This window comes from Virgibacillus carmonensis, assembly GCF_057836705.1.
In genome coordinates, this window is record NZ_JBYQFJ010000003.1 from 131,248 (window position 1) to 157,004 (window position 25,757).

The 25,757-nt window shown below is 37.1% G+C and carries 24 protein-coding genes and 1 riboswitch; of the genes, 20 read left to right on the plus strand and 4 right to left on the minus strand.

The features are described from left to right. Positions 1-46 precede the first annotated feature (46 nt). Entirely contained in the window at positions 47-808 is a 762-nt protein-coding gene (locus AC3G7N_RS03325; RefSeq protein WP_489420722.1) for a class I SAM-dependent methyltransferase, read from the minus strand. 127 nt (positions 809-935) lie between these two features. Here AC3G7N_RS03325 and AC3G7N_RS03330 point away from each other — a divergent pair, with 127 nt between their 5' ends. Then, the gene (locus AC3G7N_RS03330) at positions 936-1,796 is read left to right on the plus strand and encodes a LysR family transcriptional regulator (RefSeq protein ID WP_489420723.1); all 861 of its coding nucleotides are present in this window, start codon (positions 936-938) and stop codon (positions 1,794-1,796) included. A gap of 68 nt (positions 1,797-1,864) precedes the next feature. Continuing rightward, positions 1,865-2,284: an organic hydroperoxide resistance protein gene (locus AC3G7N_RS03335; protein ID WP_489420724.1), complete on the plus strand. Its 420-nt coding sequence runs from the start codon at positions 1,865-1,867 to the stop codon at positions 2,282-2,284. A 171-nt stretch (positions 2,285-2,455) separates the two neighbouring features. Here AC3G7N_RS03335 and AC3G7N_RS03340 read toward each other — a convergent pair whose 3' ends face one another. Then, positions 2,456-4,198 (minus strand): Rqc2 family fibronectin-binding protein, encoded by a 1,743-nt coding sequence (locus AC3G7N_RS03340; protein ID WP_489420725.1) that lies wholly within the window; start codon positions 4,196-4,198, stop codon positions 2,456-2,458. A 122-nt stretch (positions 4,199-4,320) separates the two neighbouring features. Between AC3G7N_RS03340 and AC3G7N_RS03345 the strand changes: the two genes are divergently transcribed. From AC3G7N_RS03345 to spoVM, 14 genes are all read left to right on the plus strand, one after another. Beyond that, positions 4,321-6,975 (plus strand): calcium-translocating P-type ATPase, SERCA-type, encoded by a 2,655-nt coding sequence (locus AC3G7N_RS03345; protein ID WP_489420726.1) that lies wholly within the window; start codon positions 4,321-4,323, stop codon positions 6,973-6,975. A 477-nt stretch (positions 6,976-7,452) separates the two neighbouring features. Beyond that, the gene (gene remA, locus AC3G7N_RS03350; RefSeq protein WP_089532669.1) at positions 7,453-7,713 is read left to right on the plus strand and encodes an extracellular matrix/biofilm regulator RemA; all 261 of its coding nucleotides are present in this window, start codon (positions 7,453-7,455) and stop codon (positions 7,711-7,713) included. Positions 7,714-7,727: 14 nt separating this feature from the next. After that, positions 7,728-8,348, plus strand: coding sequence for a guanylate kinase (gene gmk / locus AC3G7N_RS03355; protein WP_489420727.1), 621 nt, complete (start codon positions 7,728-7,730; stop codon positions 8,346-8,348). Further along, on the plus strand, positions 8,345-8,548 hold the full coding sequence (gene rpoZ / locus AC3G7N_RS03360; protein WP_489420728.1) for a DNA-directed RNA polymerase subunit omega: 204 nt from the start codon (positions 8,345-8,347) through the stop codon (positions 8,546-8,548). Before gmk ends, rpoZ begins: the two co-directional genes overlap by 4 nt. A 224-nt stretch (positions 8,549-8,772) precedes the next feature. Further along, the gene (gene coaBC / locus AC3G7N_RS03365; protein ID WP_489420850.1) at positions 8,773-9,990 is read left to right on the plus strand and encodes a bifunctional phosphopantothenoylcysteine decarboxylase/phosphopantothenate--cysteine ligase CoaBC; all 1,218 of its coding nucleotides are present in this window, start codon (positions 8,773-8,775) and stop codon (positions 9,988-9,990) included. Continuing rightward, positions 9,987-12,395: a primosomal protein N' gene (gene priA, locus AC3G7N_RS03370; protein WP_489420729.1), complete on the plus strand. Its 2,409-nt coding sequence runs from the start codon at positions 9,987-9,989 to the stop codon at positions 12,393-12,395. The genes coaBC and priA overlap by 4 nt, the downstream gene beginning before the upstream one ends. Positions 12,396-12,556: 161 nt before the next feature. Then, positions 12,557-13,507: a methionyl-tRNA formyltransferase gene (gene fmt, locus AC3G7N_RS03375; RefSeq protein WP_489420730.1), complete on the plus strand. Its 951-nt coding sequence runs from the start codon at positions 12,557-12,559 to the stop codon at positions 13,505-13,507. Beyond that, positions 13,500-14,843 (plus strand): 16S rRNA (cytosine(967)-C(5))-methyltransferase RsmB, encoded by a 1,344-nt coding sequence (rsmB, locus tag AC3G7N_RS03380; protein WP_489420731.1) that lies wholly within the window; start codon positions 13,500-13,502, stop codon positions 14,841-14,843. The genes fmt and rsmB overlap by 8 nt, the downstream gene beginning before the upstream one ends. Before the next feature lie 138 nt (positions 14,844-14,981). Further along, positions 14,982-15,743, plus strand: a complete 762-nt coding sequence (locus AC3G7N_RS03385) for a Stp1/IreP family PP2C-type Ser/Thr phosphatase (RefSeq protein ID WP_489420732.1) — start codon at positions 14,982-14,984, stop codon at positions 15,741-15,743. Then, positions 15,737-17,803, plus strand: coding sequence for a Stk1 family PASTA domain-containing Ser/Thr kinase (gene pknB, locus AC3G7N_RS03390; RefSeq protein ID WP_489420733.1), 2,067 nt, complete (start codon positions 15,737-15,739; stop codon positions 17,801-17,803). The genes AC3G7N_RS03385 and pknB overlap by 7 nt, the downstream gene beginning before the upstream one ends. After that, the gene (gene rsgA / locus AC3G7N_RS03395; protein WP_489420734.1) at positions 17,804-18,685 is read left to right on the plus strand and encodes a ribosome small subunit-dependent GTPase A; all 882 of its coding nucleotides are present in this window, start codon (positions 17,804-17,806) and stop codon (positions 18,683-18,685) included. 1 nt (position 18,686) lies between these two features. Next, positions 18,687-19,349, plus strand: a complete 663-nt coding sequence (rpe, locus tag AC3G7N_RS03400; RefSeq protein ID WP_489420735.1) for a ribulose-phosphate 3-epimerase — start codon at positions 18,687-18,689, stop codon at positions 19,347-19,349. Between the two features lie 4 nt (positions 19,350-19,353). Beyond that, complete coding sequence (locus AC3G7N_RS03405) at positions 19,354-20,001, plus strand: thiamine diphosphokinase (protein WP_489420736.1); 648 nt, start codon at positions 19,354-19,356, stop codon at positions 19,999-20,001. Between the two features lie 52 nt (positions 20,002-20,053). Continuing rightward, positions 20,054-20,137, plus strand: coding sequence for a stage V sporulation protein SpoVM (gene spoVM / locus AC3G7N_RS03410; RefSeq protein WP_489420851.1), 84 nt, complete (start codon positions 20,054-20,056; stop codon positions 20,135-20,137). Positions 20,138-20,438: 301 nt separating this feature from the next. Here spoVM and rpmB read toward each other — a convergent pair whose 3' ends face one another. Further along, positions 20,439-20,627 (minus strand): 50S ribosomal protein L28, encoded by a 189-nt coding sequence (gene rpmB / locus AC3G7N_RS03415; protein WP_489420737.1) that lies wholly within the window; start codon positions 20,625-20,627, stop codon positions 20,439-20,441. Between the two features lie 233 nt (positions 20,628-20,860). Here rpmB and AC3G7N_RS03420 point away from each other — a divergent pair, with 233 nt between their 5' ends. The 4 genes from AC3G7N_RS03420 (at position 20,861) to AC3G7N_RS03435 (ending at position 24,475) form a co-directional block, all read left to right on the plus strand. Next, entirely contained in the window at positions 20,861-21,223 is a 363-nt protein-coding gene (locus AC3G7N_RS03420) for an Asp23/Gls24 family envelope stress response protein (protein ID WP_489420738.1), read from the plus strand. A gap of 37 nt (positions 21,224-21,260) precedes the next feature. Continuing rightward, on the plus strand, positions 21,261-22,919 hold the full coding sequence (locus tag AC3G7N_RS03425; RefSeq protein ID WP_489420739.1) for a DAK2 domain-containing protein: 1,659 nt from the start codon (positions 21,261-21,263) through the stop codon (positions 22,917-22,919). Between the two features lie 147 nt (positions 22,920-23,066). Then, positions 23,067-23,251, plus strand: a riboswitch (cobalamin riboswitch). 123 nt (positions 23,252-23,374) lie between these two features. After that, on the plus strand, positions 23,375-23,845 hold the full coding sequence (locus AC3G7N_RS03430; protein WP_489420740.1) for an acyl-CoA thioesterase: 471 nt from the start codon (positions 23,375-23,377) through the stop codon (positions 23,843-23,845). Between the two features lie 21 nt (positions 23,846-23,866). Then, positions 23,867-24,475 carry a histidine phosphatase family protein gene (locus AC3G7N_RS03435; protein WP_489420741.1) on the plus strand — a complete coding sequence of 203 codons (609 nt, stop codon included), beginning with the start codon at positions 23,867-23,869 and terminating at the stop codon, positions 24,473-24,475. 400 nt (positions 24,476-24,875) lie between these two features. Here the strand turns inward: AC3G7N_RS03435 and AC3G7N_RS03440 are convergent, their stop codons facing one another. Continuing rightward, positions 24,876-25,667 carry a 3D domain-containing protein gene (locus AC3G7N_RS03440; RefSeq protein WP_489420742.1) on the minus strand — a complete coding sequence of 264 codons (792 nt, stop codon included), beginning with the start codon at positions 25,665-25,667 and terminating at the stop codon, positions 24,876-24,878. Positions 25,668-25,757: the final 90 nt, after the last annotated feature.

Below are 25,757 nucleotides of genomic sequence, written 5' to 3' on the forward strand. Positions count from 1 at the left end.
GTGGTCATCTTTTTATTCTACATATAACTTTCAACAACAAGCTTTTTTATTTTTCACACATCACCATCCATTCGTCAATCGCAAATGATTGAATCTCACCTTGATTAATGTCAACTTGAAAATGTTCATGTACTTCTCTAGATGCTTCGAATATATAGGATTCCACCTTATTTTTCGCTTCATCACTGTCTAACGTTCGGTCAATCCACTCTTTATATGGCAGTGTTTTCTTCCTGACTTGTTCCCTAATCACAGTTAACTGATACTTAGTAAAAAGTTCTTTCCATTCTAAAATAGAATGCGAACGTACATGGTTATAATCACGCATTTTTTCCAATGTGTTAACAAACTTATCGAGTGACATATCCTCTGGAGCAATATTATCAATAAATATAAACTTCCCATTGGGTTTCAACACACGATTAGCTTCAGAAATGAACTTTTCGGGACTCGGGAAGTGATGTGCTGCAATACGACATGCCACGACATCAAACGTGTTGCTATCAAATGGTAATTCTTCAGCATCTGCAATCTTATACATAATGTTTTCGTAGGATGATAAATGGTTTGCGGTATTGTCCAACATTTCCCCGGTTAGATCTGATGCTATTACTTTGGCAACATACTTGGAGAGGTGTTTGGCTACATGACCACCACCTGTTGCAATATCTAGGGCAATCATGTGGTGCTTAGGCTGTAACCATTTAACAAGTAAGGATAAATCTGTTCCTTTCGAATGCGTTGAGCTTGTTACATAGGCATTACTATTTTTGGCAAACACGCTTTTAACGTTTTCTTTTTCATTCATGTGATTTCCTTCTTTCCATATTTAGAAACTACTTCATAATTCTATCTTATGATTAAGGGTGCAATAAGTAAAATACTAGTTTATAATCAATAGTAATAATTAATACTTATCAGTTGAGGTGGAACAAGTGAAAATTGATGATTACATTTTATTATTAAAGTTGAATGAGGTTGGCACGATTCGTGGCACTGCGAAAGCTATTCTAATATCACAACCAGCTGTAACGCAACGTCTTAAATACATTGAAGAATACTTTGGTCAAACTATTTTTATTCGTACGTCCAAAAGACTAATTCTCACACCAGTTGGAGAAATGATCATAAATCATGCAAGGACTGTTGTTGACCGGGAAGAAGCATTAAAGAACAGTTTACTCGAATCTAGTGAAAAGGTTCAAGGTACGTTATCCATTGCCTGTTCTTCACTCATCAGTCAGCGTTATTTGCCGGCTATGCTTGCTGAATACACGGTTGCATATCCAAATGTGGGAATTGATCTTGTCACCGGCATTAGTGAAGATATCAAGCGTGATCATAAAAATTATCATGTTTCAATCATTCGAGGTGAAAAGTTAAAGGAAAGTACATGTTCCTGTATATTTGAAGATCCACTATATATATTTGATACGGAATCGTTTCCAAAAAACAAGATAAAAGAACGTCCGCTAATTGCGTTTAAGAGTGATGATAGTATGCATGAACTAGTTGATAACTGGTTATATCATCATCAACATCATATTAAACCACTAAAAACGATACGAGTTGACCAAATTGAGACATGCAAACAATTTATGAAGCAGGGCCTCGGAATGGCGGTTTTACCAAAAAGCGTTTCTGATACGATGATGGATGAATATCCACACGTAGCTTTAACACTAAACAAGAAAAGTGTGACAAGAAGCACGTGGGTTTGTTATCAAGAAGAAGTTAGGAAACTACCTCAAGTGGAAAAGTTTCTTGAGACAATATTACATAAAAAATATATTTAATGGTGTTTAGTAAAGAAAACTTAGTGGAATAGTAATATATATTCATTATAAAGAGGAGTGCTAATTATATGAGTAAGGTAATTTTTTCTTCAAAAGCAACAGCAAAAAACGGTCGCGATGGTCATGTGAAATCTGAGGACGGATTAATTGATTTAAATTTAGTTAATCCAGCTACAAATAAAGAAGATAAAGGTTCAAATCCTGAACAATTATTCGCTGCAACGTATTCTGCATGTTTTGATGGGGCATTAAATTTAGTTGCATCGAATCAAGATAAAAAGATTGACTCTGAAACTACTGCAGAAGTTAGTTTTTGTAAGGATGAGGAAGATGGCGGTTTTAAAATTGCAGCTACATTGGATGTTTCTATTGAAGGTGTTAGTCAAGAAGTAGCAGACAAGCTTGTAAAAGATGCTCATGAAGTTTGTCCATATTCCAAAGCAACTCGTGGCAATGTTGATGTAACGTTAAACGCAAAAGCTAAATAGAAAGGCTTAAGCGCCTAATAGCGGTGTATGGACTGGACTGACTTGTGCAAGATTAGATGAACTTGATTTATCGAAGACACGGGGAAGGAATTTCACTAGCCGCTGGGTGCTGAAGCTAGACATAGATAATAAAAACGGATGACTCATTTACGAGTCATCCGTTTTTATCGTTTAGTCGATCTTTTTACGGTCGCTTCCGTTATTCTTATTATCTCTTAAGGTAGCTACCATATTTTTATCTGGTGTTACAAAGAGTGTCTTTTGGTTGTCGTAAGTCACAAATCCGGGTTTGGCACCATTTGGTTTCTTAACATGTCGAATCAACGTGTAATCAACTGGAACAGAAGAAGACTGTTGTGATTTGCTAAAATAGGCAGCTAATTGAGCAGCTTCCAACAATGTCTCTTCACTTGGACGCTTGTCTTGAATGACAACATGGGAACCTGGAATATCTTTGGTGTGCAACCAGACATGATCACGATGGGCCAATTTAGTTGTAACGTATTCATTTTGTTTATTGTTTTTTCCTACAAGAATCGGTGTTCCATCATTAGCCTGATAAGCATCTGGTTTAGGCAACCCTTTTTTATTTTTTTTCTTATGTTTGATACGTTGTTTTCTTAGATATCCTTCATCACGTAATTCTTCACGTATTTCTTCAACATCTTCTTCTCGAGCCACATCAATTTGTTGTAACAATTGATCCAGATAACCGATTTCATCTCTTGTTTTTATAATTTCTTTTTCAACTACCTTTTTTGATGTTTTTAACTTTTGATAGGTTTTGAAAAAGCCTTGCGTATTCTCACTTGGTGTTTTATTTGGATTTAAATCAATCGTAAGTTCTCGTTGTTCAGGATCATAATAGTCCGTGACCACAACGGACGCATCTCCCTTTTTTACGAGGTGCATATTTGCAGTTAATAACTCACCTAGGTGTTGGAATTTATCTGCATTATCTGCCTTTTTAATGGTTTGATTATGCTTTTTCATTTTGCGTTCATTTTTATCCTTTTCGTTTTTTATGAAACGATAAAGATCTTTTGCTTGTTGTTTGACACGGTCACGTTCTGCTTTTCCTGAGAAATAAACATCAAGCATTTCATTGGCAGTAGTGAACGGCTCTATATCACCGCTTACAGTCTCAAGTGATAATACATGAAAATCTTCTTTTTTATTTCTGTAAATAGCTGGTTTAAAATCATCATTTTGAATTGTGTTTTTTAAATCGGCAAAAACCTTCATATATGTCTGTTGTGACCCAAGCTTAGCTCGTCCTACTACTTCTTGGGCAACTAGTGGTGATACACCACTAAGTGATTGCACAATCTGATTTTCTATTTTTCCTTGATTAAAATCAATCTTTTGGATGAATTCTTCCTCGTTAATTTCTAGCAAATTTAATTTGTCTTGATGTGGTGGGAGGATGTATTCATGACCTGGTAATATCGTTCTATAACGGTTTTGTGCTAGTGAAATATGTTTCAAACTGTCGATAATATGTCCTTTTTCTTGATCAATAAGCATTAAATTACTATGTTTCCCCATTAATTCAATCACAAGTGATTTGTGTGTAACATCTCCAATTTCATTTCTCGTTTTAAAGCTAAATGTTATGATACGTTCCATTCCATACTGGTTAATCGACTCTATAACTGCACCAGATAAATATTTCCGAAGTATCATACAAAACATCGGAGCTTCTTTGGGATTTGTATAGGTATCATTCGTAATATGTATGCGGGCATACATAGGATGAATTGAAAATAATAACGTATGATTTTTTCCATTGCTTCGTATGGTGAAAACAATTTCAGTGTCTGTCGGTTGATAAATCTTGTTTATTTTTCCTGGAACAATTTGCGCGTTCCATTCGTTCGTTAATGCTCTAGTAACTATTCCATCAAATGGCATGCGATCACCTCATGCTTCAATTATAGCATTTTTCAGGACAAGTCTGCATACATATCGTTAAGAGAAGGCTAAAATTATCAATTTCTTGATAAGAATTGGGGCTTAAACTGGAGGGGTGTGTTTTGCAGTGGTATCAATTAGACAAAGAAACACTTGAACAAAAACTTCACGTAACTACTGAAAGAGGGCTTACATCAAAACAAATAGAAACTAGACGGAAACAGCATGGAGCCAACGAATTGGATGCAGGGAAACAAACTGCAAAATGGTTAATTTTTATTAAGCAATTTCAGGATTTTATGGTATTAGTTTTGTTAGCGGCAACTTTAATTGCAGGGTTGTTAGGCGAGTATATCGATGCAATAGCAATTATGGTCATCGTTTTTGTAAATGGGTTTATTGGATATTTTCAGGAACAAAAGGCTGAAAAGTCATTGGCCAAGCTAAAAGAATTATCTGCTCCTTTTGCCTATGTATTAAGGGACAGGACATGGGAACGAATACCATCCAAGGATATTGTTGTTGGTGATGTGATTCAAGTAAGAAGCGGGGACAGAATTTCAGCAGATATTCGAGTTATAGATTCGAAAAGTATGGAAACAGAAGAATCTTCATTAACTGGTGAATCACTCCCAGTAGTGAAACATGCTGAATCTATTAACAAGGAAGAATTGGGTCCTCAAGATCAATCGAATATGGCGTTCATGGGGACATTAGTAACACGCGGATCGGGAACAGGTATTGTAGTTGGAACAGGTATGAATACGGTGATGGGACAAATTGCATCACTAATGGTTAAGACAAAGAAAACCGTTACACCATTAGAACATAAGCTGGCAGAACTAGGTAAAATTCTAATAATTGTTGCTCTAATTTTAACTGCATTAGTTGTAGGTGTAGGAGTTTTCCAAGGTCATCCAGTCTATAATATGTTTTTAGCAGGTGTATCTTTAGCCGTTGCAGCGATACCAGAAGGACTTCCCGCAATCGTTACTGTTGCACTGTCACTCGGAGTTCAACGAATGATAAAAAAGAAAGCCATTGTACGCAAGCTATCAGCGGTTGAAACCCTTGGATCTGCATCTGTTATTTGTTCCGATAAAACAGGTACGATGACAGAAAATCAAATGACGGTTAAAGAGGTTTATCTAAATGATAAAAAGTTAGTTGTAACAGGTGATGGTTACGATCCGATAGGGGACTATTATTCAAATAATACCAAAGTAGATGAACAATTCCCTCATTTGAAGTCAATGCTCCTGTATGGAATGTTGTGTAATCATGCATCTTTGCTTGTGAAAAAAGGGAAAAATTATGTTAATGGTGATCCAACAGATGGTGCGCTTCTTGTGGCGGCAAAGAAAATAGGACTGACACAAGCTGATGGAGAATCGTACAAGATAGTTAAAGAAATACCGTTTGATTCAACTAGAAAGCGCATGAGCATGATAATAGAGGATGAAAACAAACGTCAATTTCTCATTACCAAAGGAGCACCTGACGTACTGTTACCAAGATCCAATTTTTTATTATCTAATAATGAAAAAAAGCTGATGAAGTCTGCCGATAAAGCGAGGATAAATGATGCGATCAACGGGATGGGCGAAAAAGCACTGCGGACAATTGCAATTGCTATTAAACCTATTACCTCAAATGGACAGAGCGATGAAGGTTTGCTAGAGGATGACTTAACATTTATTGGTTTGTATGGCATGATTGATCCTCCTAGAAAAGAAGTGAAGGCAGCAATACAGGATTGTAAAGAAGCCGGCATTAAAACCGTTATGATTACGGGTGATCATGAGAAAACGGCGCGAGCTATTGCTACCGATTTAAACTTGTTACCTGAAGATGGACTCGTCTTAGATGGCTATCAATTAAATCAAATGTCATCAGATGAATTAATAAAAATCATTGATCGTGTATATGTATTTGCACGGGTTACACCTGAACACAAGCTTAAAATTGTTGATGCCTTTCAGCAAAACGGGCATATTGTTGCCATGACAGGTGATGGGGTAAATGATGCTCCTGCAATTAAAGCGAGTGATATAGGAATTAGCATGGGGCGCAGTGGAACAGATGTAGCAAAAGAAGCTTCATCGCTAATCTTAATGGATGATAACTTTGCAACGATAAAAGATGCGATTAACGAAGGCAGAAATATTTATGAAAATATTCGAAAGTTCATTCGTTACTTATTGGCATCGAATGTCGGTGAAATATTAGTTATGCTATTTGCCGTATTGCTAGGACTTCCATTACCACTTGTTCCAGTACAAATTTTATGGGTTAACTTAGTTACAGATGGCCTCCCAGCTATGGCACTGGGACTAGATCAACCAGAAGCAGATGTTATGAGTCGAAAACCACGACATCCGAAAGAAGGAATTTTTGCTAGAGGTCTGGGCTTTAAAATAGTAAGTAGAGGTATTTTAATTGGAATCGTAACGCTAATTGCATTTATGGTGACCTATCAAGGAAATCCAGACAATTTGGTTTATGGCCAAACAGTAGCATTTACGACACTTGTCATGGCTCAATTGATCCATGTATTTGATTGTCGAAGTGATCGTTCTGTCTTTGCTCGGAATCCATTTGGCAATAAATATTTAGTACTAGCAGTATTGTCATCCATTGCGATGTTGTTATGTGTTATCTATTTTGAACCATTACAACCAATCTTTCACACTGTTTTCTTGGGTATTCGAGATTGGATATTTATTCTAGCATTAAGTGCAATTCCAACCGTATTTTTCGGTTTCACAAAGAAATAAGAAAAGCGAAGGCGACTGTTCAGAAGTGGACGCATAAGCAAGGAACCGAAGAACGCAAGGGTTTAGCGTTCGGAGAGTTCATTGCTTATGACGGCAGCTTCTAGGAGCCACAGCTGGATCAAGAAAAGCGGAGCGGGTTTGCCAGCGGCGAAATGCGTAAGCAAGGGACCGTAGAGCACATGTGCTTTGTGCTCGAAGTGTCAATTGCTTACGTCACGAGTCGCTAGCCCGCGCAGCTAGATCAAGAAAAGCGAAGACGACTGTTCAGCGACGTACAAATGGATAGAATTGAAAAATAATTGCTCCTTTCCTTCATATTTTAGGAAAGGAGTTTTTCTTTTTTAATCAAAGTATGTATAATAGATAGAGTTACTGGTCAAGTTTTAGTTTTGCAATCCTTATTGATTATACTATACTTATTAGAGAAATAATTTTATCTAGAATAGATGTTTGAGGTACAACTAAGGGGGAAGCAAGTTGAGTTTAAGATTAATAAATATAGGGTTTGGCAATGTAGTATCTGCCAATCGTATAATTTCCATCGTATCGCCAGAATCAGCACCAATAAAACGAATTATTACAGTTGCAAGGGAAACAAATAAATTAGTTGACGCAACATACGGAAGACGCACAAGGGCTGTTATCATTACAGACAGTGATCATGTCGTATTGTCTGCTGTTCAACCAGAAACAGTTGGTCAGCGTGTATTAAGTCATGATGAAGTTTCAGACGAATAATAGGGGGTACTGCTTTGATTGATCAAAAAGGGATCTTGTTTATTCTTTCAGGTCCGTCTGGTGTAGGAAAAGGGACGGTACGAAAAGAACTTTTTGACCAGGATACGGAGTTGAAATACTCCATATCTATGACAACTAGGAATATACGTCCGGGTGAAAGAGATGGAATTGATTATTTTTATAAAACGAATGAAGAGTTTGAAACGTTGATAAAACAAAATCAACTGTTAGAATATGCAAAATATGTCAATAATTACTATGGAACACCTCGTGAATATGTTGAAAAAACATTGGCAGAGGGACATGATGTATTTTTGGAAATTGAAGTACAAGGTGCATTACAGGTTCGTGAGAATTTTCCAGAAGGCGTGTTTATATTCTTGTTTCCACCGAGTTTAGATGAACTTAAAAATAGGATTGTAAACCGTGGAACAGAAACACAAGAACTTGTATTAAATCGTCTCAGAGAAGCAAGAAAAGAAATCGAAATGATGGACGCTTATGATTATGTTGTCGTAAATGATCAGGTTGAACACGCTGTTGGTAGGGTTCAATCTATTATTCAAAGTGAGCATTGCAAGAGAGAACGGATTGAACAACAATACAAACAACTACTGGAGGATGAAATCTCATGATGTTAGAACCGTCAATCGATAAGCTTCAAGAAAAAATTAACTCAAAATACACATTGGTAACACTATCTGCACGACGCGCAAGACAAATGCTGGAAACGGATTCCAATTCCTTGCTAATCGAAAACCCTACTTCATATAAACAAGTAGGTATTGCATTAGAAGAAGTGCTAGCTGACAAATTATTTGTTACTGAGAAATAATAAAATGAAACCCCTCGCTTTGTTGCGAGGGGTTTCATTTTACTGTTAGGGATGTTCAAGCAGTCATCAAATAATTATTGGCGAATCTTTTAGTATTCGGTTTTCCAATCCTTACGTATTAAAGCTAACTTATAAACGAGTTCTTGCGCTTTTGTACTTTAGAAATAGGTCCAATATATGGTATAACTAAGAGAAGAAATAGTAATAGAAGGGGCTTAAATATGATGATGGAAAATAAAAATATTCTTTTAGGTGTTTCTGGAGGAATAGCTGCATATAAAGCTTGTGCATTGACGAGTAAATTAACACAAGCAGGGGCTAATGTTCGAGTAATGATGACAGAAAATGCCTCAAAGTTTGTCTCACCTCTTACTTTTCAGGCTTTATCAAGAAATCCCGTTTATACAGATACCTTCGATGAGAAGAACCCTCAAAAAATCGCGCACATAGATGTGGCGGATTGGGCAGAAATAGCGATCATAGCTCCTGCAACGGCAAATAGTATTGGAAAATTAGCAAATGGGATAGCAGATGATATGCTGTCTACTACTTTGCTTGCTACTCAGGCTGATGTTTATATAGCACCAGCGATGAATGTTCATATGTATGCACATCCTGCAGTAATAAAGAATATGAAACAACTTGAGGAATGGAACTATCATTTTATTGAACCTGGTTCGGGCTTTTTGGCCTGCGGTTACGTAGGAAAAGGTCGATTAGAGGAGCCAGAGAGTATAATAAACACTGTAATTAATCACCAAGACTCTCAAAAAACCAAAGGATCTTTACATGGTAAGAAGGTATTAGTTTCAGCTGGTCCAACGCGGGAACAAATTGACCCTGTACGGTTTTTCACAAATCGATCAACTGGAAAAATGGGGTTCGCACTTGCAGAGGCTGCTGCAGAATTAGGTGCAGAAGTTACCCTTGTGACCGGTCCAGTAAGTATACGTACAACAAACCCTACTATAAAAAGAATCGATGTAATTACTGCCGAAGAAATGTATCAGACTATGCATGACAATTTCCCGGTCAATGATATTGTTTTCAAATCAGCTGCCGTTGCTGATTATCGTCCAAAACACACGTTTGTTGAAAAAATGAAGAAGCAACCAGGTGATTGGAATGTAGAAATGGAAAGAACCCAAGATATTTTACAGTCGTTAGGTGAGGAAAAGAATCATCAATTTCTAGTTGGATTTGCTGCTGAAACCACCAATCCACTGGAATATGGTGTTAAAAAGTTGCAAAAGAAGAATTTGGATGCAATAGTCATCAATAATGTTTCTACTAATGGCGCTGGATTTGAGAGTGACACGAATATTGCTACATATGTAAATAAGTCTCTACAACCTGAGGAAATTCCATTGTCTTCCAAATATGATTTGGCGTTACAAGTACTTGAATTTACTGTCCGTGATATGAAGGATGATAAATTGTGAGTGTTGCAAAAGTTATCGTAGATGTGCCAGCTAAACAAATTAATCAGACTTTTGATTACGTCATCCCTGGTAGGCTTGAACATGTGTTAGTACCTGGTATGCGTGTTATTGTTCCATTTGGTCCAAGAAAAATCATGGGCTTTGTTATTGAACTCACATCTGCATCAACACATGTTAAGTTGAAAGAAATTGTAGATGTGCTTGATCTGACACCTGTATTGACAGGCGAGCTATTGAAACTTGGGCAGTGGCTCGCGGATGAAACCGTCAGTTTATATATTACTGCTTATCAGGTAATGTTACCTCAAGTACTAAAATCACAATACAAAAAAGAACTAGTACGAATGTCTGATGAGGAACTTGACCCTATTATGGAATCACTTTTTGCAGGTCGCCATATTATTCCTTACGAGGAATTTGCTCATTCAACTGTTCGTTATCAGCAACTTTTAAAAGCCGTAAACAACGGCGATATCTCAGTAGATTATCTGGTTAAATCAAGAATAACCAAAAAAACCGAAACGATGATTAAACCAGCGGTTGCTGGCCATTTGTTAGAAGAAGCATATAATGATATGTCCAACAAAGCGAACAAACAAAGAGAATTACTAGTATATTTTATTCAAAACAAAGAGGCAATCAACAAGAAACAACTGATGTCTAAAATAAATACAAGTACTGCTACTATTAAATCATTACTAGATAAGAAGTTATTGATTTCCACGAAAATGGAAGTATACCGGAATCCTTATGATGATACTTCAATTGAGCGAACTGACGCCCTAATATTAACCGATCAGCAGAATCAGGCAATTAAGCCCATTAAACAAACAATTACAGATAGTTCACATGATGTTTTTTTATTGCATGGTGTTACAGGTAGTGGGAAGACGGAAATTTACCTTCAAGCGATTAGTGATGTTATTGAAAAGGGGAAAGAAGCAATCATACTGGTTCCTGAAATTTCACTTACGCCTCAAATGGTCCATCGATTTAAGGGGAGATTTGGTTCAGATGTTGCTGTTATGCACAGCGCGTTGTCCAGTGGTGAAAAGTATGATGAATGGCGTAAAATCTACCGAAAGGAAGTGAAGGTAGTAGTTGGAGCGAGATCAGCTGTTTTCGCCCCTTTTGAGAACTTAGGTATCATCATTATTGATGAGGAACATGAAACGAGCTATAAACAAGAGGATCAGCCTAAATATCATGCACGAGATGTTGCAATTGAACGCGGTAAATATCATCAGTGTCCAGTAATTTTAGGTAGCGCAACACCGACACTAGAATCATATGCTCGAGCAAAAAAAGGTGTTTACCAACTCGCAACATTGAGTAAACGAACAAACGAGAAGGCTATGCCTGAAGTGGAAATTGTTGATATGAGGAATGAATTGCATGAAGGTAATCGAACCATGTTTTCTAGAAAACTAAAAGAGAAAATGGAATCGTGTATCGCAAAAAATGAACAAATTGTCCTTTTATTAAATAGACGGGGTTATTCAACATTCGTTATGTGCCGGGATTGTGGACATGTAAAGGAATGTCCTCATTGTGATATTGCGCTTACTTATCATAAGAATTCAAATCGGTTAAAATGCCATTATTGTTCTTATGAAGAACCTATGCCGACAATCTGCCCGGAATGTTCCAGTGATTTGATCCGTTATTTTGGAACAGGTACACAACGGGTTGAAGAAGCGCTAACGCAGCTTATTCCAGAAGCAAGAGTAATTCGAATGGATGTGGATACCACTCGTAGAAAAGGTGCACATGAAAAACTATTAAATCAGTTTGGAAATGGTGAAGCAGATATTTTGCTAGGAACGCAGATGATTGCCAAAGGGTTAGATTTTGAAAACGTAACATTAGTTGGCGTATTGACAGCTGATTCGATGCTACATTTACCTGATTTTCGTTCATCGGAAAAGACGTTCCAGCTATTAACCCAGGTTAGTGGACGAGCAGGTCGACATGAATTACCAGGCGAGGTTATTGTGCAAACATATACACCAGATCACTATAGCATTGAACTGGCGAGTCAATATAGCTTTACTGATTTCTACTTGAAGGAAATGGCAATGCGGAAGACATTCCATTATCCACCATATGTATTTCTAACTCTTATCACTATTTCTCATCCCAATCAAGTGAAGGTTGTACAAACTACACAAAAAATAGTGCAATCATTAGTAGAGTCTGTTAAGGAAGAAACAGTGATTTTGGGACCAACACCATCACCAATGGCACGAATCAAAGATAGGTATCGTTACCAGTGTATGGTAAAATACAAAAATGAGCCCACTTTAAGAACTATCATACAAAATATAATGAATCAGTATGAAGCAGATATACGAAAAGATGAACTATTGATATCAGTTGATATGCAACCATACCAAATGATGTGAAAAAAGCTAAGAGCGACTGTTCAGCGACGTATGGACTGGACTAACCTGCGGTAAAATAAAGGATAGCCAAAAGTGTTCTTTTTTGGGACGACTTATTGAAATGAGGGAAGTCCACTAGTTGCTAGAAACTCGTGCTAGACAGATGAGAAAGAGGTTAGATGATGAAAAAAATTGTATTTATGGGAACCCCAGATTTTTCCGTGCCAATTTTACGAGCACTTGTTGAAAACGGCTACGACATTGCATTAGTCGTTACACAGCCAGACCGTCCTAGAGGAAGAAAAAAAATCATGACTCCTCCTCCTGTTAAAACGGAGGCATTGGAACAAAATATTCCTGTGTTTCAACCAGAAAAATTAGCAGACAACTATCAACAGATTATTGATTTACAACCTGAGATAATTATAACGGCGGCATATGGGCAATTATTACCGACCCTGTTACTCACCGCGCCATCTTTTGGTTGTATTAATGTTCATGCTTCTTTATTACCTGAACTAAGAGGAGGAGCACCTATTCATCACGCAATTTTAGAGGGCAAGTCAGAAACAGGTATAACGATTATGTATATGGTAGAAAAACTTGATGCGGGCGATATTCTAACGCAAGAAAAAGTTGCTATTAAAGTTAACGATGATGTAGGAACAATGCATGATAAGTTAGCAAAAACGGGTGCGACATTACTTATTGGCACATTACCTAAACTGTTTAGAACTGAAATTACGGCAGTTGAACAGGATCATGCGAAATCTACATTTGCAAGTAATATTAAGCGTGATCAAGAAAAAATTGATTGGCAACGAAACAATAGTGAAATTTATAACCAGGTTCGTGGGCTATGCCCTTGGCCGGTTGCATTTACAAAGTATCTAGGAAAGCCTTTGAAAATTTGGGCAGCTGACTTAGATAATAATGAATACATTGGAGATCCTGGTGAAATAGTAGATATAATAAACAATGAATCCTTACTGGTGGTATGTGGTAATAAAAAAGGATTAAGGATTACGGAAATACAACCTTCTGGAAAGAAAAGAATGACAGTGAAAGATTTTTTATTAGGTTCACCGGATCGGTTGAAAATTGGAACAAAATTAGGTGATTCACTTGAATAATTCATTGCGTGAAATAATATTAGATCTATTACTTCGAATAGATGGAGACAGCGGTTTCAGCCATTTACTGATAGACTATGAAATAAAAAAGAATCAAGTTACAGAACGCGATGCTGGTCTATTGACTGAAATTGTATATGGAACTCTACAACGGAAATTAACGATAGACTATTATCTGGAACCGTACATTAACTCAAATAAAAAAGTGAAACCGTGGGTTAGCATGTTGTTACGTATGTCTGTCTATCAAATGGCTTTTCTAGACAAAATACCAGATCATGCAATTATTCATGAAGCGGTGGAAATTGCGAAACGAAGGGGCCATAAAGGTATTTCATCCTTAGTAAATGGAGTCATGCGAAATATTCAAAGAAACGGCTATCCAGATACATCTACAATCGACAGATCATCAACAAAAATATCAATTGAAACTAGTCATCCAGAATGGCTTGTGGATCGTTGGATAGACATGTATGGTATAGACATAACAAAACAAATGTGTGAAGCCAATTTAGAACGAAAAGGTACTTCTATTCGTATACAGCCTATGAAGATAAGCCGCAAAGAGGCAATGAATCATCTGGAAGAACTAGATTTTGATGTTCAAGAATCGATATTCTCAAAGCAAGGAATTATCGTAAATAAAGGTAACATTCTAAATACTACGTTATTTAAAGAAGGATATGTAACCGTTCAGGATCAAAGCTCTATGTTGGTTGCAGAGGTACTTGACCTTGAAAGCGATATGGTGGTATTAGATGCATGTAGTGCACCAGGAGGGAAAGTTACACATATTGCTGAAAAAATGAACAATCAAGGAAAGATACATGCATACGATCTACATGCCAAAAAAGCCAGGTCAATTAACGATAAAGCAGAAACGTTAAATTTGACAATCATCGATGCAAAACAAGCAGATGCAAGAAAATTACAGGATGTACATAAAGATGAAAGCTTTGACCGTATTCTAGTCGATGCACCATGTTCAGGGCTTGGTGTTATCCGAGGTAAACCGGAAATCAAGTATAATAAACAAGAATCAGATATTGATAATTTGGCAAAAATCCAATTTGATATATTAAACGAGGTTGCACCATTGCTAAAGAAAAGTGGTTATTTAATGTATACAACATGTACGGTTGATAAGGTGGAAAATAACCAAGTGGTAAGTAATTTCTTAGAAAGTCATCCAGAATATATAATAGACCAGACATTTTTTGAAGAACTACCATCTTTTTTATCAGCTAGTGTTGGTATTTCGAACGAAGGGTTACAATTGTTTCCTCATACACACCAAACGGACGGTTTTTTTCTAACTCGATTCGTAAAAAAGTAGTTGTAGTTCTTCATTATTAATAAGCTTTCATGTAATAATAGAAATAGGAAACTTTTATCTGATTAGCAAGAGGTCTTAAAACATTGAAATAGTTTATAACTGGACAAGATTCTTTTGCTTTTCTAAAGGGGTGATAGGATGAAAGGACAATTTATTACCGATCAAGGTCGTGTTAGAAATCATAATGAGGATGCTGGAGGTTTGTTTATAAATCACGCCAACCAGTTTTTATCTCTTATTGCAGATGGTATGGGTGGACATCAGGCTGGTGACGTTGCAAGTCAAATGGCTTCATCTATTATTGAAAAAGAATGGCTTGAAATTGATGAAATCAATAATCCTGAAGAAGCAGAACAATGGTTAAAAACAATTATTCACAAAGTAAACGACGAGATTCACGAAAAGTCCATTAGCCAAAAAGAATGTCAGGGTATGGGAACTACTGTCGTAATGGCCATTTGTACACCGGATTTTATTACCGTAGCACATGTTGGTGATAGTAGATGCTATATGATAAATGAACAAGGCTTTAGTCAAATCACAGAGGATCACTCTTTGGTGAATGAACTTGTTAGATCTGGGCAGATAACACATGAAGATGCTGAACATCACCCCCGTAAAAACGTAATATTAAAAGCATTAGGAACGGAAGAAGTTATTTATCCAGATATTCGAACAATATCATGGGAATTAGGCAACATGATTTTACTGTGTTCGGATGGTTTATCTGATAAACTCTCTGCTAGTGAATTACAATCGTTCTTAGAAAATGATAAATCTATAGAAGATACAGCGCAAGATTTTATAGCATTAGCAAATGAGCGTGGAGGCGAAGATAATATTTCTCTCGTTATCGTACATCATGAACCAGATATGAAGGAAGGTGAACCTACGTGTTAAACGGTCGCCTTTTGAATGAGCGCTATAATATTAAAGATACCATTGGTGGCGGAGGAATGGCCAATGTATATTTAGCAAGAGATATTATTTTAGAGCGCGATGTCGCGATAAAGGTCCTCAGGTTAGAATACGCGAATGATGATGAATTTATTGCTCGTTTTGATCGTGAAGCTCAATCAGCGACAAGCTTATCTCACCCAAACATCGTGAATATCTTTGATGTTGGCGAAGAGGATCATATTTTATATATGGTTATGGAATATGTAGACGGCTTGACATTAAAAGAATATATACAAAAGAATGGTCCCATTAATGTAGAAGAAGCGTTAGATATAATGAAACAAGTAAGTTCAGCAATCGGCCATGCGCATGCTAATAATATAGTACATAGGGATATAAAACCACAAAATATCTTAATTGATTCTTTTGGACAAGTGAAAGTAACAGACTTCGGTATTGCGGTTGCGTTAAGTGCTACTGCATTAACCCAAACAAACTCGATACTTGGATCTGTTCATTACTTATCACCTGAACAAGCACGAGGTGGGATGGCAACAAAGAAGTCAGACATTTATTCACTTGGAATCGTATTATTTGAACTATTAACTGCTCGTCTGCCTTTTTCTGGACAATCACCAGTTTCTATTGCATTGAAGCATTTGCAAACAGATACGCCTTCCGTAAGAAGGTTTAATCAAGAGGTCCCACAAAGTGTAGAAAACATTGTTCTGAAAGCTACCGCAAAAGATCCATTTAACCGTTTTGATACGGTATATGATTTAGAGGATTCACTAGCTACTGCTTTGGATCCTGAAAAATTAAATGAGGATAAATTTGTTCCACCTGTAGGAGTGGGCGAAGAAACAAAAGCAATACCGATCATTACAGATAATCAAATGCATGGCAGCACCAATCAAAATACCATAGTTCACCAAACGAACGGTGCTACAAAATCATTTGTGGCAAACGATACAGATGAACCAAATGGACAGAAAAAAGTAAAGAAGAAAAACAAAGGGGAGAAAAGTAAAAAAAAGAAGGTATTTTGGATTACAATTATATTATTCGTCTTGTTAGCTTCTGGGGTTGCTGCATTGTTCATTGTCCCTAGTCTGATGCAACCGGATGATGTTACAGTTCCAGATGTTATCGGGGGAGAATATGAAGAGGCTGCAAATGAATTGCAAACTCTGAATTTAGAAACAAAAAAGGAAATAGCTTTTTCCGATGATGTAAAAGAAGGGGATGTGATTAGTACAGATCCATCTCCAGGTAGTGTCGTAAAGGAAGAGTCGTCTGTAACACTTATTGTTAGTCAAGGTAAAGAAACAGTAACCTTTTCTAATTATGTAGGTAAGGACTATAGCCAGATTAGACAGCTCTTAGATGATAAGGGATTTAAAGTAATTGGTTATGACAAGACTTCTGATCTGACTTCTGGTGAAATTATAACGCAAATTCAGCCTTCTCCTGATTCAGATGTAGTACCAAGTGAAACAACTGTGATCTTTGAATACAGTAGTGGACCGGAACTAATAAGTTTAAATAATCTACAGGGCATGACAAAAGAAGAAGCAATTGGCTACCTGGAAGAACATAATCTTATTGCAAATACGGTAGAGGAATATTCAGATAGTACACCGGCAGGAGAAGTTATTCGCCAGGAACCTGAATCAGGAACAGAATTGCAAGAGGAAGAAACAGTAACCATTTTTGTTTCTGTAGGTCCAGAAGAAAAGCCACCAGTGTCGCGTACAGTTACGTTTACGGTACCGTACAATCCTAATCAACAACCAGATGAGGGTGAGCAAACAACGGATGATCCAGATAAACCAGACGAACCAGACGAACCTGAAGAACCAGTTGAGCAAACCGTTAAAATTTATGTAGAAGATGCGGATCGTTCTATTTCAGATGTTCATATTGAGGAAACCATCACACAGGATCAAAAATATGAAATCACATTAACAATCAGACCAAACCAAACAGCGGAATACAAAGTAATTCGGGATGATGATGTTGTAATAAATAAAACAGTGGCATATGAAGAGGGTGAATAAATGGCAGAAGGCAGAATTATAAAGGCGTTAAGTGGGTTCTACTATGTGCAATCTACTGACGGGATATATCAATGCAGGGGGAGAGGCTTGTTTCGAAATAAAAAAATAACCCCTCTTGTTGGTGATTTTGTTGATTTTGATAAAAGGGACGGTATGGAAGGATATCTGATTAACATAAAACCAAGAAAGAATGAATTAGTACGTCCGCCTATTGCTAATGTTGACCGTGCTTTCATTATAAGTTCTGCAGTAGAGCCATCGTTTAGTTCATTATTATTAGATCGATTTCTTGTGTTAATTGAATCCAAGTATATTGAACCTGTTATTATTATTTCTAAAATAGATGTTCTACCAGAGAAAGAGAAAGTAAATGTAGATAACTATGCAAAAGCTTATCAAAGCATTGGATACAAGGTTGAACAAGTATCGTCTAAAGAACCTTTTGAAATAAAAGGGATTGAAACCTATTTTAGTGATGGTGTTTCTGTCATCGCAGGACAGTCAGGCGTTGGAAAATCATCGTTGTTAAATGCGCTTAAACCAGAACTACAAATTAAAACAGATGATATTTCAAAAAGCCTTGGACGTGGAAAGCATACAACGCGACATGTTGAGTTAGTTCAATTATTTGATGGTTTAGTTGCGGATACTCCTGGATTTAGTGCACTCGAATTTAATGAAATTGAATTGGGTGATTTAGGAGATTATTTTCCAGAGTTTCGTGAAAGAAAAGGAGACTGCAAATTTCGAGGTTGTATGCACAACAAGGAACCAAAATGCGCAGTCAAGGAAGCAGTTGAGCAAGGTAAGATTTCGCGATTTCGATATGACCACTATCTAACTTTTTATGAAGAAATTAAAGCCAGAAAGCCGAGGTATTAATATGACTAAAATAGCACCTTCTATACTTTCAGCCGATTTTTCGATACTTGGTCAAGAGATTCAAGATGTTGAAAAAGGCGGAGCAGATTATATTCATGTTGATGTTATGGACGGGCATTTTGTTCCAAACATTACGATTGGTCCTTTAATTGTGCAGGCAATAAAACCAATCACGAATTTACCATTGGATGTACATTTGATGATTGAAAATCCTGATGCCTATATTAAAGGATTTGCAGAAGCTGGCGCATCCATAATTACGGTACATCAAGAGGCTTGTCCACATCTGCATCGAACAATCCAGCTAATTAAAAGTTATAATGTGAAAGCTGGAGTTGTTATTAACCCTGGTACACCAGCCCATATGATAAAAGAAATACTTCCAGATGTAGATTTGGTACTATTGATGACTGTTAACCCAGGGTTTGGTGGGCAATCATTTATTTCCAATGTTGTCCCTAAAGTTAAACAAATTGATGAGTGGCGCACGGAGCTTGGTCTGTCTTTTGAAATAGAAATTGATGGCGGAGTAAATGTAGATACTGCTAAGACCTGTGTTGATGCAGGTGCAGACGTTCTAGTTGCGGGAAGTGCGGTTTATAATAAATCAGATCGAAAGCAAGCAATAGAAGCTATCATTCAAGCAACTAAAGCATCGGATTAAGTATATGAAAACGATAGGCATTGTAGCAAATGGGCCAGAGGAATTAATACCTGATTTGGATTATTATCGAGATGTAATCGATATATGGATTGGAGCAGATCGTGGCTCACTGATCATACTTAACAATCACCTTCCACTTGATTATGCGCTCGGAGACTTTGACTCTATTAATAAGCAAGAAGAGACAACTATAGAAAAAGCTTCAAGGTCTTTTACTAAATTCCCATCAGAAAAAGATCAAACAGATATTGAAATCGCCATAGAAAAAGCAATTGAGCTAAAAGGCGATACAATCTACTTTTTTGGGGTAACCGGTGGTAGATTGGATCATGAGCTCATCAATATTCAAATGTTATACTCACTACTGGAGCGAAAATGTTCTGGAGTCATAATTGATAAATCGAATCGCATAGAAATAGTTGTACCTGGTTCCTATGGAATTAGTTCCGAAAAAAGATTTCCAAACATATCATTTGTTCCGTTTTCGGGACACGTCAAAGGCCTAACACTAGAAGGATTTTATTATCCACTTGAGAACTATCATTTATTTTTGGGTTCAACTCGTTGCATTTCAAACAAGCTTCTTTTAAATAATGGTACTTTTTCTTTCGATGAAGGCATACTATTACTTATAAAGAGTCGTGATGGATAGGACTAGACGATTCCAATTCAAGCTGTTTTTGTCAATGGAGGAGGGGGAACTCATGAAATTTTATACTATTAAGCTCCCAAGATTTATCGGTGGATGTGTCAGGGTAGTGATAGGCATGTTTAAGAAAGAAAAATAATTATTATTTAGCTTTTGTCAGAACAATGACAAAAGCTTATTTTTTTATAGACAAGTCAGAAAAGCGGAGGCGACTGGTCAGCGACGTACAAATAGGAAGACTGTGAAAGTACGCCGAACTATGCGTACCTTTCAACAGGACTGCCTATTTGCTAGGCGCTAGGAGGCGCAGCTAGACAGAGAAAAAGCGGAGGCGACTGGTCTTTGTTTATGGTGGGCTTTTAGAGCTACAGCTAGATAAGTAAAAAAGCACCCAACTAATAGTGGGTGCTTTTTAGACATATACTAATGTAAAAGGTATATTATACGCGCTCTACTTTACCTGACTTAAGTGCGCGAGCAGAAACATAAACTTTTTTAGGTTTGCCGTCTACCATAATACGTACTTTTTGTACATTAGCTTTCCAAGTTCGCTTGCTCGAGTTCATAGCGTGGGAACGTTGGTTTCCACTGTGAGTTTTACGTCCAGTTACAACACATTTTCTAGCCATGTTAATCACTCCTACTCATACATGTGACATTTTACTACTTATATAATTTATCATAACCTTACCAATAACGCAATGAATCTATGATAATTTATCAAGAAAATTAACTTGACAGAACAAAGAATTACGGTCATTGTTATAAGGGGCTATGTGTGTCTAGAGCATAAGTGCTTTAAAAACTTGCATGTTTATAGTAGAATATCCTTATCAATGATGGGTATTAAAGGAGGATAACTATGTCCATTGAACTTAATACAAATGACGGTCATGTAACAATTACCAATGATGTTATAGCAACAATTGCAGGTGGTGCAGCTGTTGAGTGTTATGGAATTGTAGGGATGGCTTCAAAAAATCAAATTAAAGATGGAATTTCTGAAATTTTACGCAAAGAAAATTTTGCGCGTGGTGTGCTAGTTCGTCAAGAAGATGATTATCTTCATATTGATATGTATATTATTGTAAGCTATGGTACAAAAATATCCGAAGTAGCGCACAACGTACAATCACAGGTTAAATATACATTGAATAAATCATTAGGACTGTCCATAGACTCAGTCAATATTTATATTCAAGGTGTGCGTGTAGAAAAAGATTGATCCTTTGTTTATTTGTAATGAAAGAGGAGGAACTGTAGTGACAGTACGAACGTTAGACGGCATAATCTTCGCACAGATGGTACGCTCTGGAGCACACCATCTAACAAACAATGCCAAAAAAATTGATGCTCTGAATGTATTTCCAGTACCAGATGGAGATACAGGTACAAACATGAATTTATCGATGACTTCAGGAGCAAGTGAAGTAAAGAAAATGGATAGTTCTAATATCTCAGAAGTAGCCCTTGCTTTTTCTAAAGGCCTATTAATGGGAGCTAGAGGTAATTCGGGTGTAATTTTGTCCCAAATATTCCGTGGTTTTGCAAAAGGTATGGACAAAAAGGAAGATCTAACAACGAAGGACCTGGCTAAAGCTTTTGATATGGGTGTTTCCACTGCATATAAGGCTGTAATGAAGCCTGTTGAAGGTACAATTTTAACAGTGGTAAAAGACGCTGCAAAAGTAGCAGTTAAAGAAGCGAAAAATGAAAAAGATGTAATCGCTTTAATGGAAAAAGTTTTAGTTGAAGCAAAAGCATCACTTAAACGTACGCCCAGTCTTTTACCTGTTTTGAAAGAAGTAGGTGTAGTGGACTCAGGTGGGCAAGGTCTTGTTACCATTTATGAAGGATTCTTAGCCGCGTTAAAAGGAGAAGAACTGCCTGAAGGTGTGACATCGGATGTTGAAATGGATGAAATGGTGAATGCAGAACACCATAAAATCGCTCAGGATTTCATGGATACAAGTGAAATCGAATTTGGCTATTGTACAGAATTCATGGTTAAATTTGAAGAAAAAAAGACAAAGGAACATCCATATAATGAAGAAGAATTCCGGGACGAATTAAGTGACCTCGGCGATTCGCTGTTAGTTGTTTCAGATGAAGATGTAGTAAAAGTACATGTCCATGCTGAATATCCTGGTGATGCTATGACATTAGGTCAACGGTATGGAAGCTTAATTAATATGAAAATAGAAAATATGCGTGAGCAACATACTGCTATTGTTGGTGACAAAAAACCAGCTCCTAAGGAAAAGGTTCCATATGCAATTGTGACAGTTGCGATGGGTAAAGGCTTGAAGTCATTACTTGAAAGTTTAGGTGCTTCAATTGTTATTGAAGGTGGCCAAACGATGAACCCTAGCACGCAGGATATAACAAATGCGATAATCGACGCAAACGCAAAAAATGTACTTATTTTACCTAATAATAAAAATATTATAATGGCTGCTGAACAAGCGGCAGAGCTTGCAGAAGTTAATGCTGCTGTCGTTCCTTCAAAAACAATTCCACAAGGAATAAGTGCTATTCTTGCTTTTCATCCGGATTCTGAGATAAATGAAAACAAAAAAGCAATGCATGAAGCATGTGGGCATGTTAAGACTGGACAAGTTACCTATGCAGTTCGTGATACTCAAATAGATGGAATACCAATTGAAAATGGTAATTTCATGGGGATTGCAGATGGGAAAATTAAAGCAACACATCAAGATAAATTGGAGACTGTGCGATTGCTTTTGGAAGGTATGATCACAGAAGATGATGAAATCCTTACAATCCTGCAAGGGGAAGATGTAAGTGATGAAGAAGTAGAAAAGCTTGTCAACTATGTAGAAGATACATATGAAGATGTAGAGGTTGAAGTCCATAACGGGAATCAGCCGATATATTCGTATATTTTTTCGGTGGAATAAGTTGGAATTAAGTTAAAAATTTTTAAAAAGCGAAGGGCATTGTCTCTTTGCTTTTTTCTATTAGCACTAACAGTAGCTTCTTATCTCGGGAAAGATACATAGAACATATTAAACGAAAATGACTCACTTCATGATATAATAAATCGAAATTAATATTAATTTTATGGTGACTTTGAGAAAAGTTGAAAAGGGAAGTTGGTTAAAATCCAACGCGGTCCCGCCACTGTATTGAGTAGAATCCATTATAAAACCACTGTTTCTAAAGAAATGGGAAGGGGTAAAAGGATTTGATGACTCTGAGCCAGGAGACCTGCCATAAGGAAGTACATTTTTTCCTACGGGAGATAGGGGGATGTTTGCGATCAAATAATTTCATTCGGAATTATTATGTATTGTCATGCCATCTTCTGATTTTTAGAGGGTGTTTTTTTATTTTACTGGGAGGTTTTTTTATTATGGGAAATATCATTGTACCAATTACTAAAACAGTTCAAACTCGCTTGGTCCTACCACCAGACACCAATCACTTAGATACGATATTTGGTGGAAAGGTATTAGCTTATATCGATGAAATAGCTGCCCTAACAGCGATGAAACATTCAAGTAGTGCTGTTGTTACTGCCTCGATTGATTCGGTCGATTTTCTTTCATCGGCTAAAGTAGGAGATTCATTGACGCTTGAAGCATATGTAACTTACACCGGAAATAGCTCGATGGAGGTTTATGTAAAAGTAACCGCACATGATTTGATCCGAAATAAGATAACACTAACGACAGAATCGTTTCTTACGATGGTTGCAGTAAATGAGAAAGGGAAGCCTGTTCCAGTACCAAAGGTGTCACCACAGACGGATGAAGAAAAGCAACTCCATGCAACAGCTCCAGCGAGGAGGGAAAATAGAAAAAGACGTGCGTCTCTGCGATAATGAGGTCTGGGAGATGTAGCAATGCTAACGTTATATATTACGAGACACGGGGAGACTGTGTGGAACATGGAAAAGCGCATGCAAGGCTGGAAAGATTCCGAACTAACCCAGAACGGTATCAAAAATGCGATTCGTTTAGGAGGGCGACTGAAAGATGTTGATTTCGGAGCAGTTTATGTCAGTTCTAGCAACCGAACTAGAAAAACAGCCGAATTAATATGTGGGGAAAGAAAGTTATCCGTTAATTTAGATGACAATCTACGAGAGATTAATATGGGAGATTGGGAAGGCCAGTTACAATCGAAAATAGTGGCAACCAATCAGGAACAAATGGAATCCTTTTGGAAAACACCACATCTTTACACGTCAGCTACTGGAGAAAGTTTTACCGAACTACGCGAGCGTGTGTTAGGAGCAATAAATCGTATTAAAGAAGAAAACAAGGATGGAAAAGTCCTGGTTGTTACCCATGGTGTGGTAATAAAAAGCTTAATGGCGTACTTCAAACAGGCATCCACTGAAAAACTTTGGGACCCACCGTACATAAAAGGGACTAGTTTAACAATCGTAGAACTAGATGGTAATGAAGCGAATGTTGTTATGGAAGGCGACTTTTCGCACGGTAAATAATTAAAAAACATAAATATTATATCAGGGCGAAAGGATAAATGTACACTTACGAATCGTTTGAAACATTTTGGGTATTCACTTTGCTGCATTAAAGAATCCATGAGCATTTTCATGGAGAGTATTGAAGCCCTATTCAGCAATCGGATGCAGATCCGAATAAACAAAAATAACCACCCTTAGCCTACGAACTAGTGGTGGTTATTTCTTTACTTATAAGTTGCCTCTTTGATGGGCTATCGGACTTAGACTGAGTGGTGTCAGCGCACCGTTCAGCCTTTTACTATTGTTTGGATAATTCTCACCAAAGCCTTCATTGTTACTTTCTATCAATAAAATATATTAAATAAACTAGGAATGTATCGTAAAGCGTTTCTTTCAAGAAACTTTCTTTGGTACTTAATCAGTTGACAATAGTAACCTCCACCATTCTTCTACCCCAGTTGTACGCTTGATCCTTAGTTGGAAGATGGACATCTATTTTTCTCCCATTGATAGCACCACCGGTATCCGCTGCAATGGCATAACCATAGCCTTCTACATGGACCTTTGTACCAAGAGGTATTACGTTCGGGTCAACGGCAATAACTTTCGCATTGGGGTTATTTATCAAATTTACCCCTGTTGACGTTATCCCTGAACACCCTGTGCAATAAGCTGTGTAAGCAGTTGCTTCAACAGAAAATGTTCTTCCTTCTACTTCCTCTTCCGCTTTACTTACATTTTTACTTACTTTCGCTTCAGCTGGCTCAGTTTTAGGGACACGGGCGGTTGTGCTAGTATCTTCTGTCTCTTGTGCCTCTTGTTTTGTTGCTTCCTGTTGAGCAGGTTCCGTCCCATTTATAATCAACCGTTGTCCGGTGATGATTAAATCAGAAGGAAGATCATTCCACGCTTTTAGGCTCGCGACCGTTACGCCAATACTGTGATTTTTGCTGATGTGGCTCAGTGTATCTCCCTTTTTAACAATGTAATAATCTATTTTACTTTCATTAATTTTCAATACCTGTTTAGGAAGTATTAAAGAGGATTCTAATCCATTTATATCCATCAATTCGTCCACGTTTGTATTATGGTTAATTGCTATATCCCAAAGAGTGTCTCCCTTTTTTACTTCATATTCAGCTGCAGATACGGATGTTGCAAAAATACCTGTAAATAGTAAACCTACAAATAAAGCTACTAACTTTTTCATTTATGTAGTCCCCCTTTAATAATTGACAAGCTAATCTTACCACGGTATTTCTATGTGTGCGGTTACAGCTTGTTTAAAAGAGGGTGACAA

Bases quoted from the DNA above. Each gene is read 5' to 3' on its own strand.
- coaBC (WP_489420850.1), top strand. From the start codon at position 8,773: ATGATGGAAAATAAAAATATTCTTTTAGGTGTTTCTGGAGGAATAGCT.
- AC3G7N_RS03340 (WP_489420725.1), bottom strand. From the start codon at position 4,198: ATGCCATTTGATGGAATAGTTACTAGAGCATTAACGAACGAATGGAAC.
- AC3G7N_RS03335 (WP_489420724.1), top strand. From the start codon at position 1,865: ATGAGTAAGGTAATTTTTTCTTCAAAAGCAACAGCAAAAAACGGTCGC.
- rpoZ (WP_489420728.1), top strand. From the start codon at position 8,345: ATGATGTTAGAACCGTCAATCGATAAGCTTCAAGAAAAAATTAACTCA.
- rsgA (WP_489420734.1), top strand. From the start codon at position 17,804: ATGGCAGAAGGCAGAATTATAAAGGCGTTAAGTGGGTTCTACTATGTG.
- rpmB (WP_489420737.1), bottom strand. From the start codon at position 20,627: ATGGCTAGAAAATGTGTTGTAACTGGACGTAAAACTCACAGTGGAAAC.
- spoVM (WP_489420851.1), top strand. From the start codon at position 20,054: ATGAAATTTTATACTATTAAGCTCCCAAGATTTATCGGTGGATGTGTC.
- fmt (WP_489420730.1), top strand. From the start codon at position 12,557: ATGAAAAAAATTGTATTTATGGGAACCCCAGATTTTTCCGTGCCAATT.
- rpe (WP_489420735.1), top strand. From the start codon at position 18,687: ATGACTAAAATAGCACCTTCTATACTTTCAGCCGATTTTTCGATACTT.
- AC3G7N_RS03435 (WP_489420741.1), top strand. From the start codon at position 23,867: ATGCTAACGTTATATATTACGAGACACGGGGAGACTGTGTGGAACATG.
- AC3G7N_RS03420 (WP_489420738.1), top strand. From the start codon at position 20,861: ATGTCCATTGAACTTAATACAAATGACGGTCATGTAACAATTACCAAT.
- AC3G7N_RS03430 (WP_489420740.1), top strand. From the start codon at position 23,375: ATGGGAAATATCATTGTACCAATTACTAAAACAGTTCAAACTCGCTTG.
- AC3G7N_RS03405 (WP_489420736.1), top strand. From the start codon at position 19,354: ATGAAAACGATAGGCATTGTAGCAAATGGGCCAGAGGAATTAATACCT.
- AC3G7N_RS03325 (WP_489420722.1), bottom strand. From the start codon at position 808: ATGAATGAAAAAGAAAACGTTAAAAGCGTGTTTGCCAAAAATAGTAAT.
- AC3G7N_RS03440 (WP_489420742.1), bottom strand. From the start codon at position 25,667: ATGAAAAAGTTAGTAGCTTTATTTGTAGGTTTACTATTTACAGGTATT.
- AC3G7N_RS03385 (WP_489420732.1), top strand. From the start codon at position 14,982: ATGAAAGGACAATTTATTACCGATCAAGGTCGTGTTAGAAATCATAAT.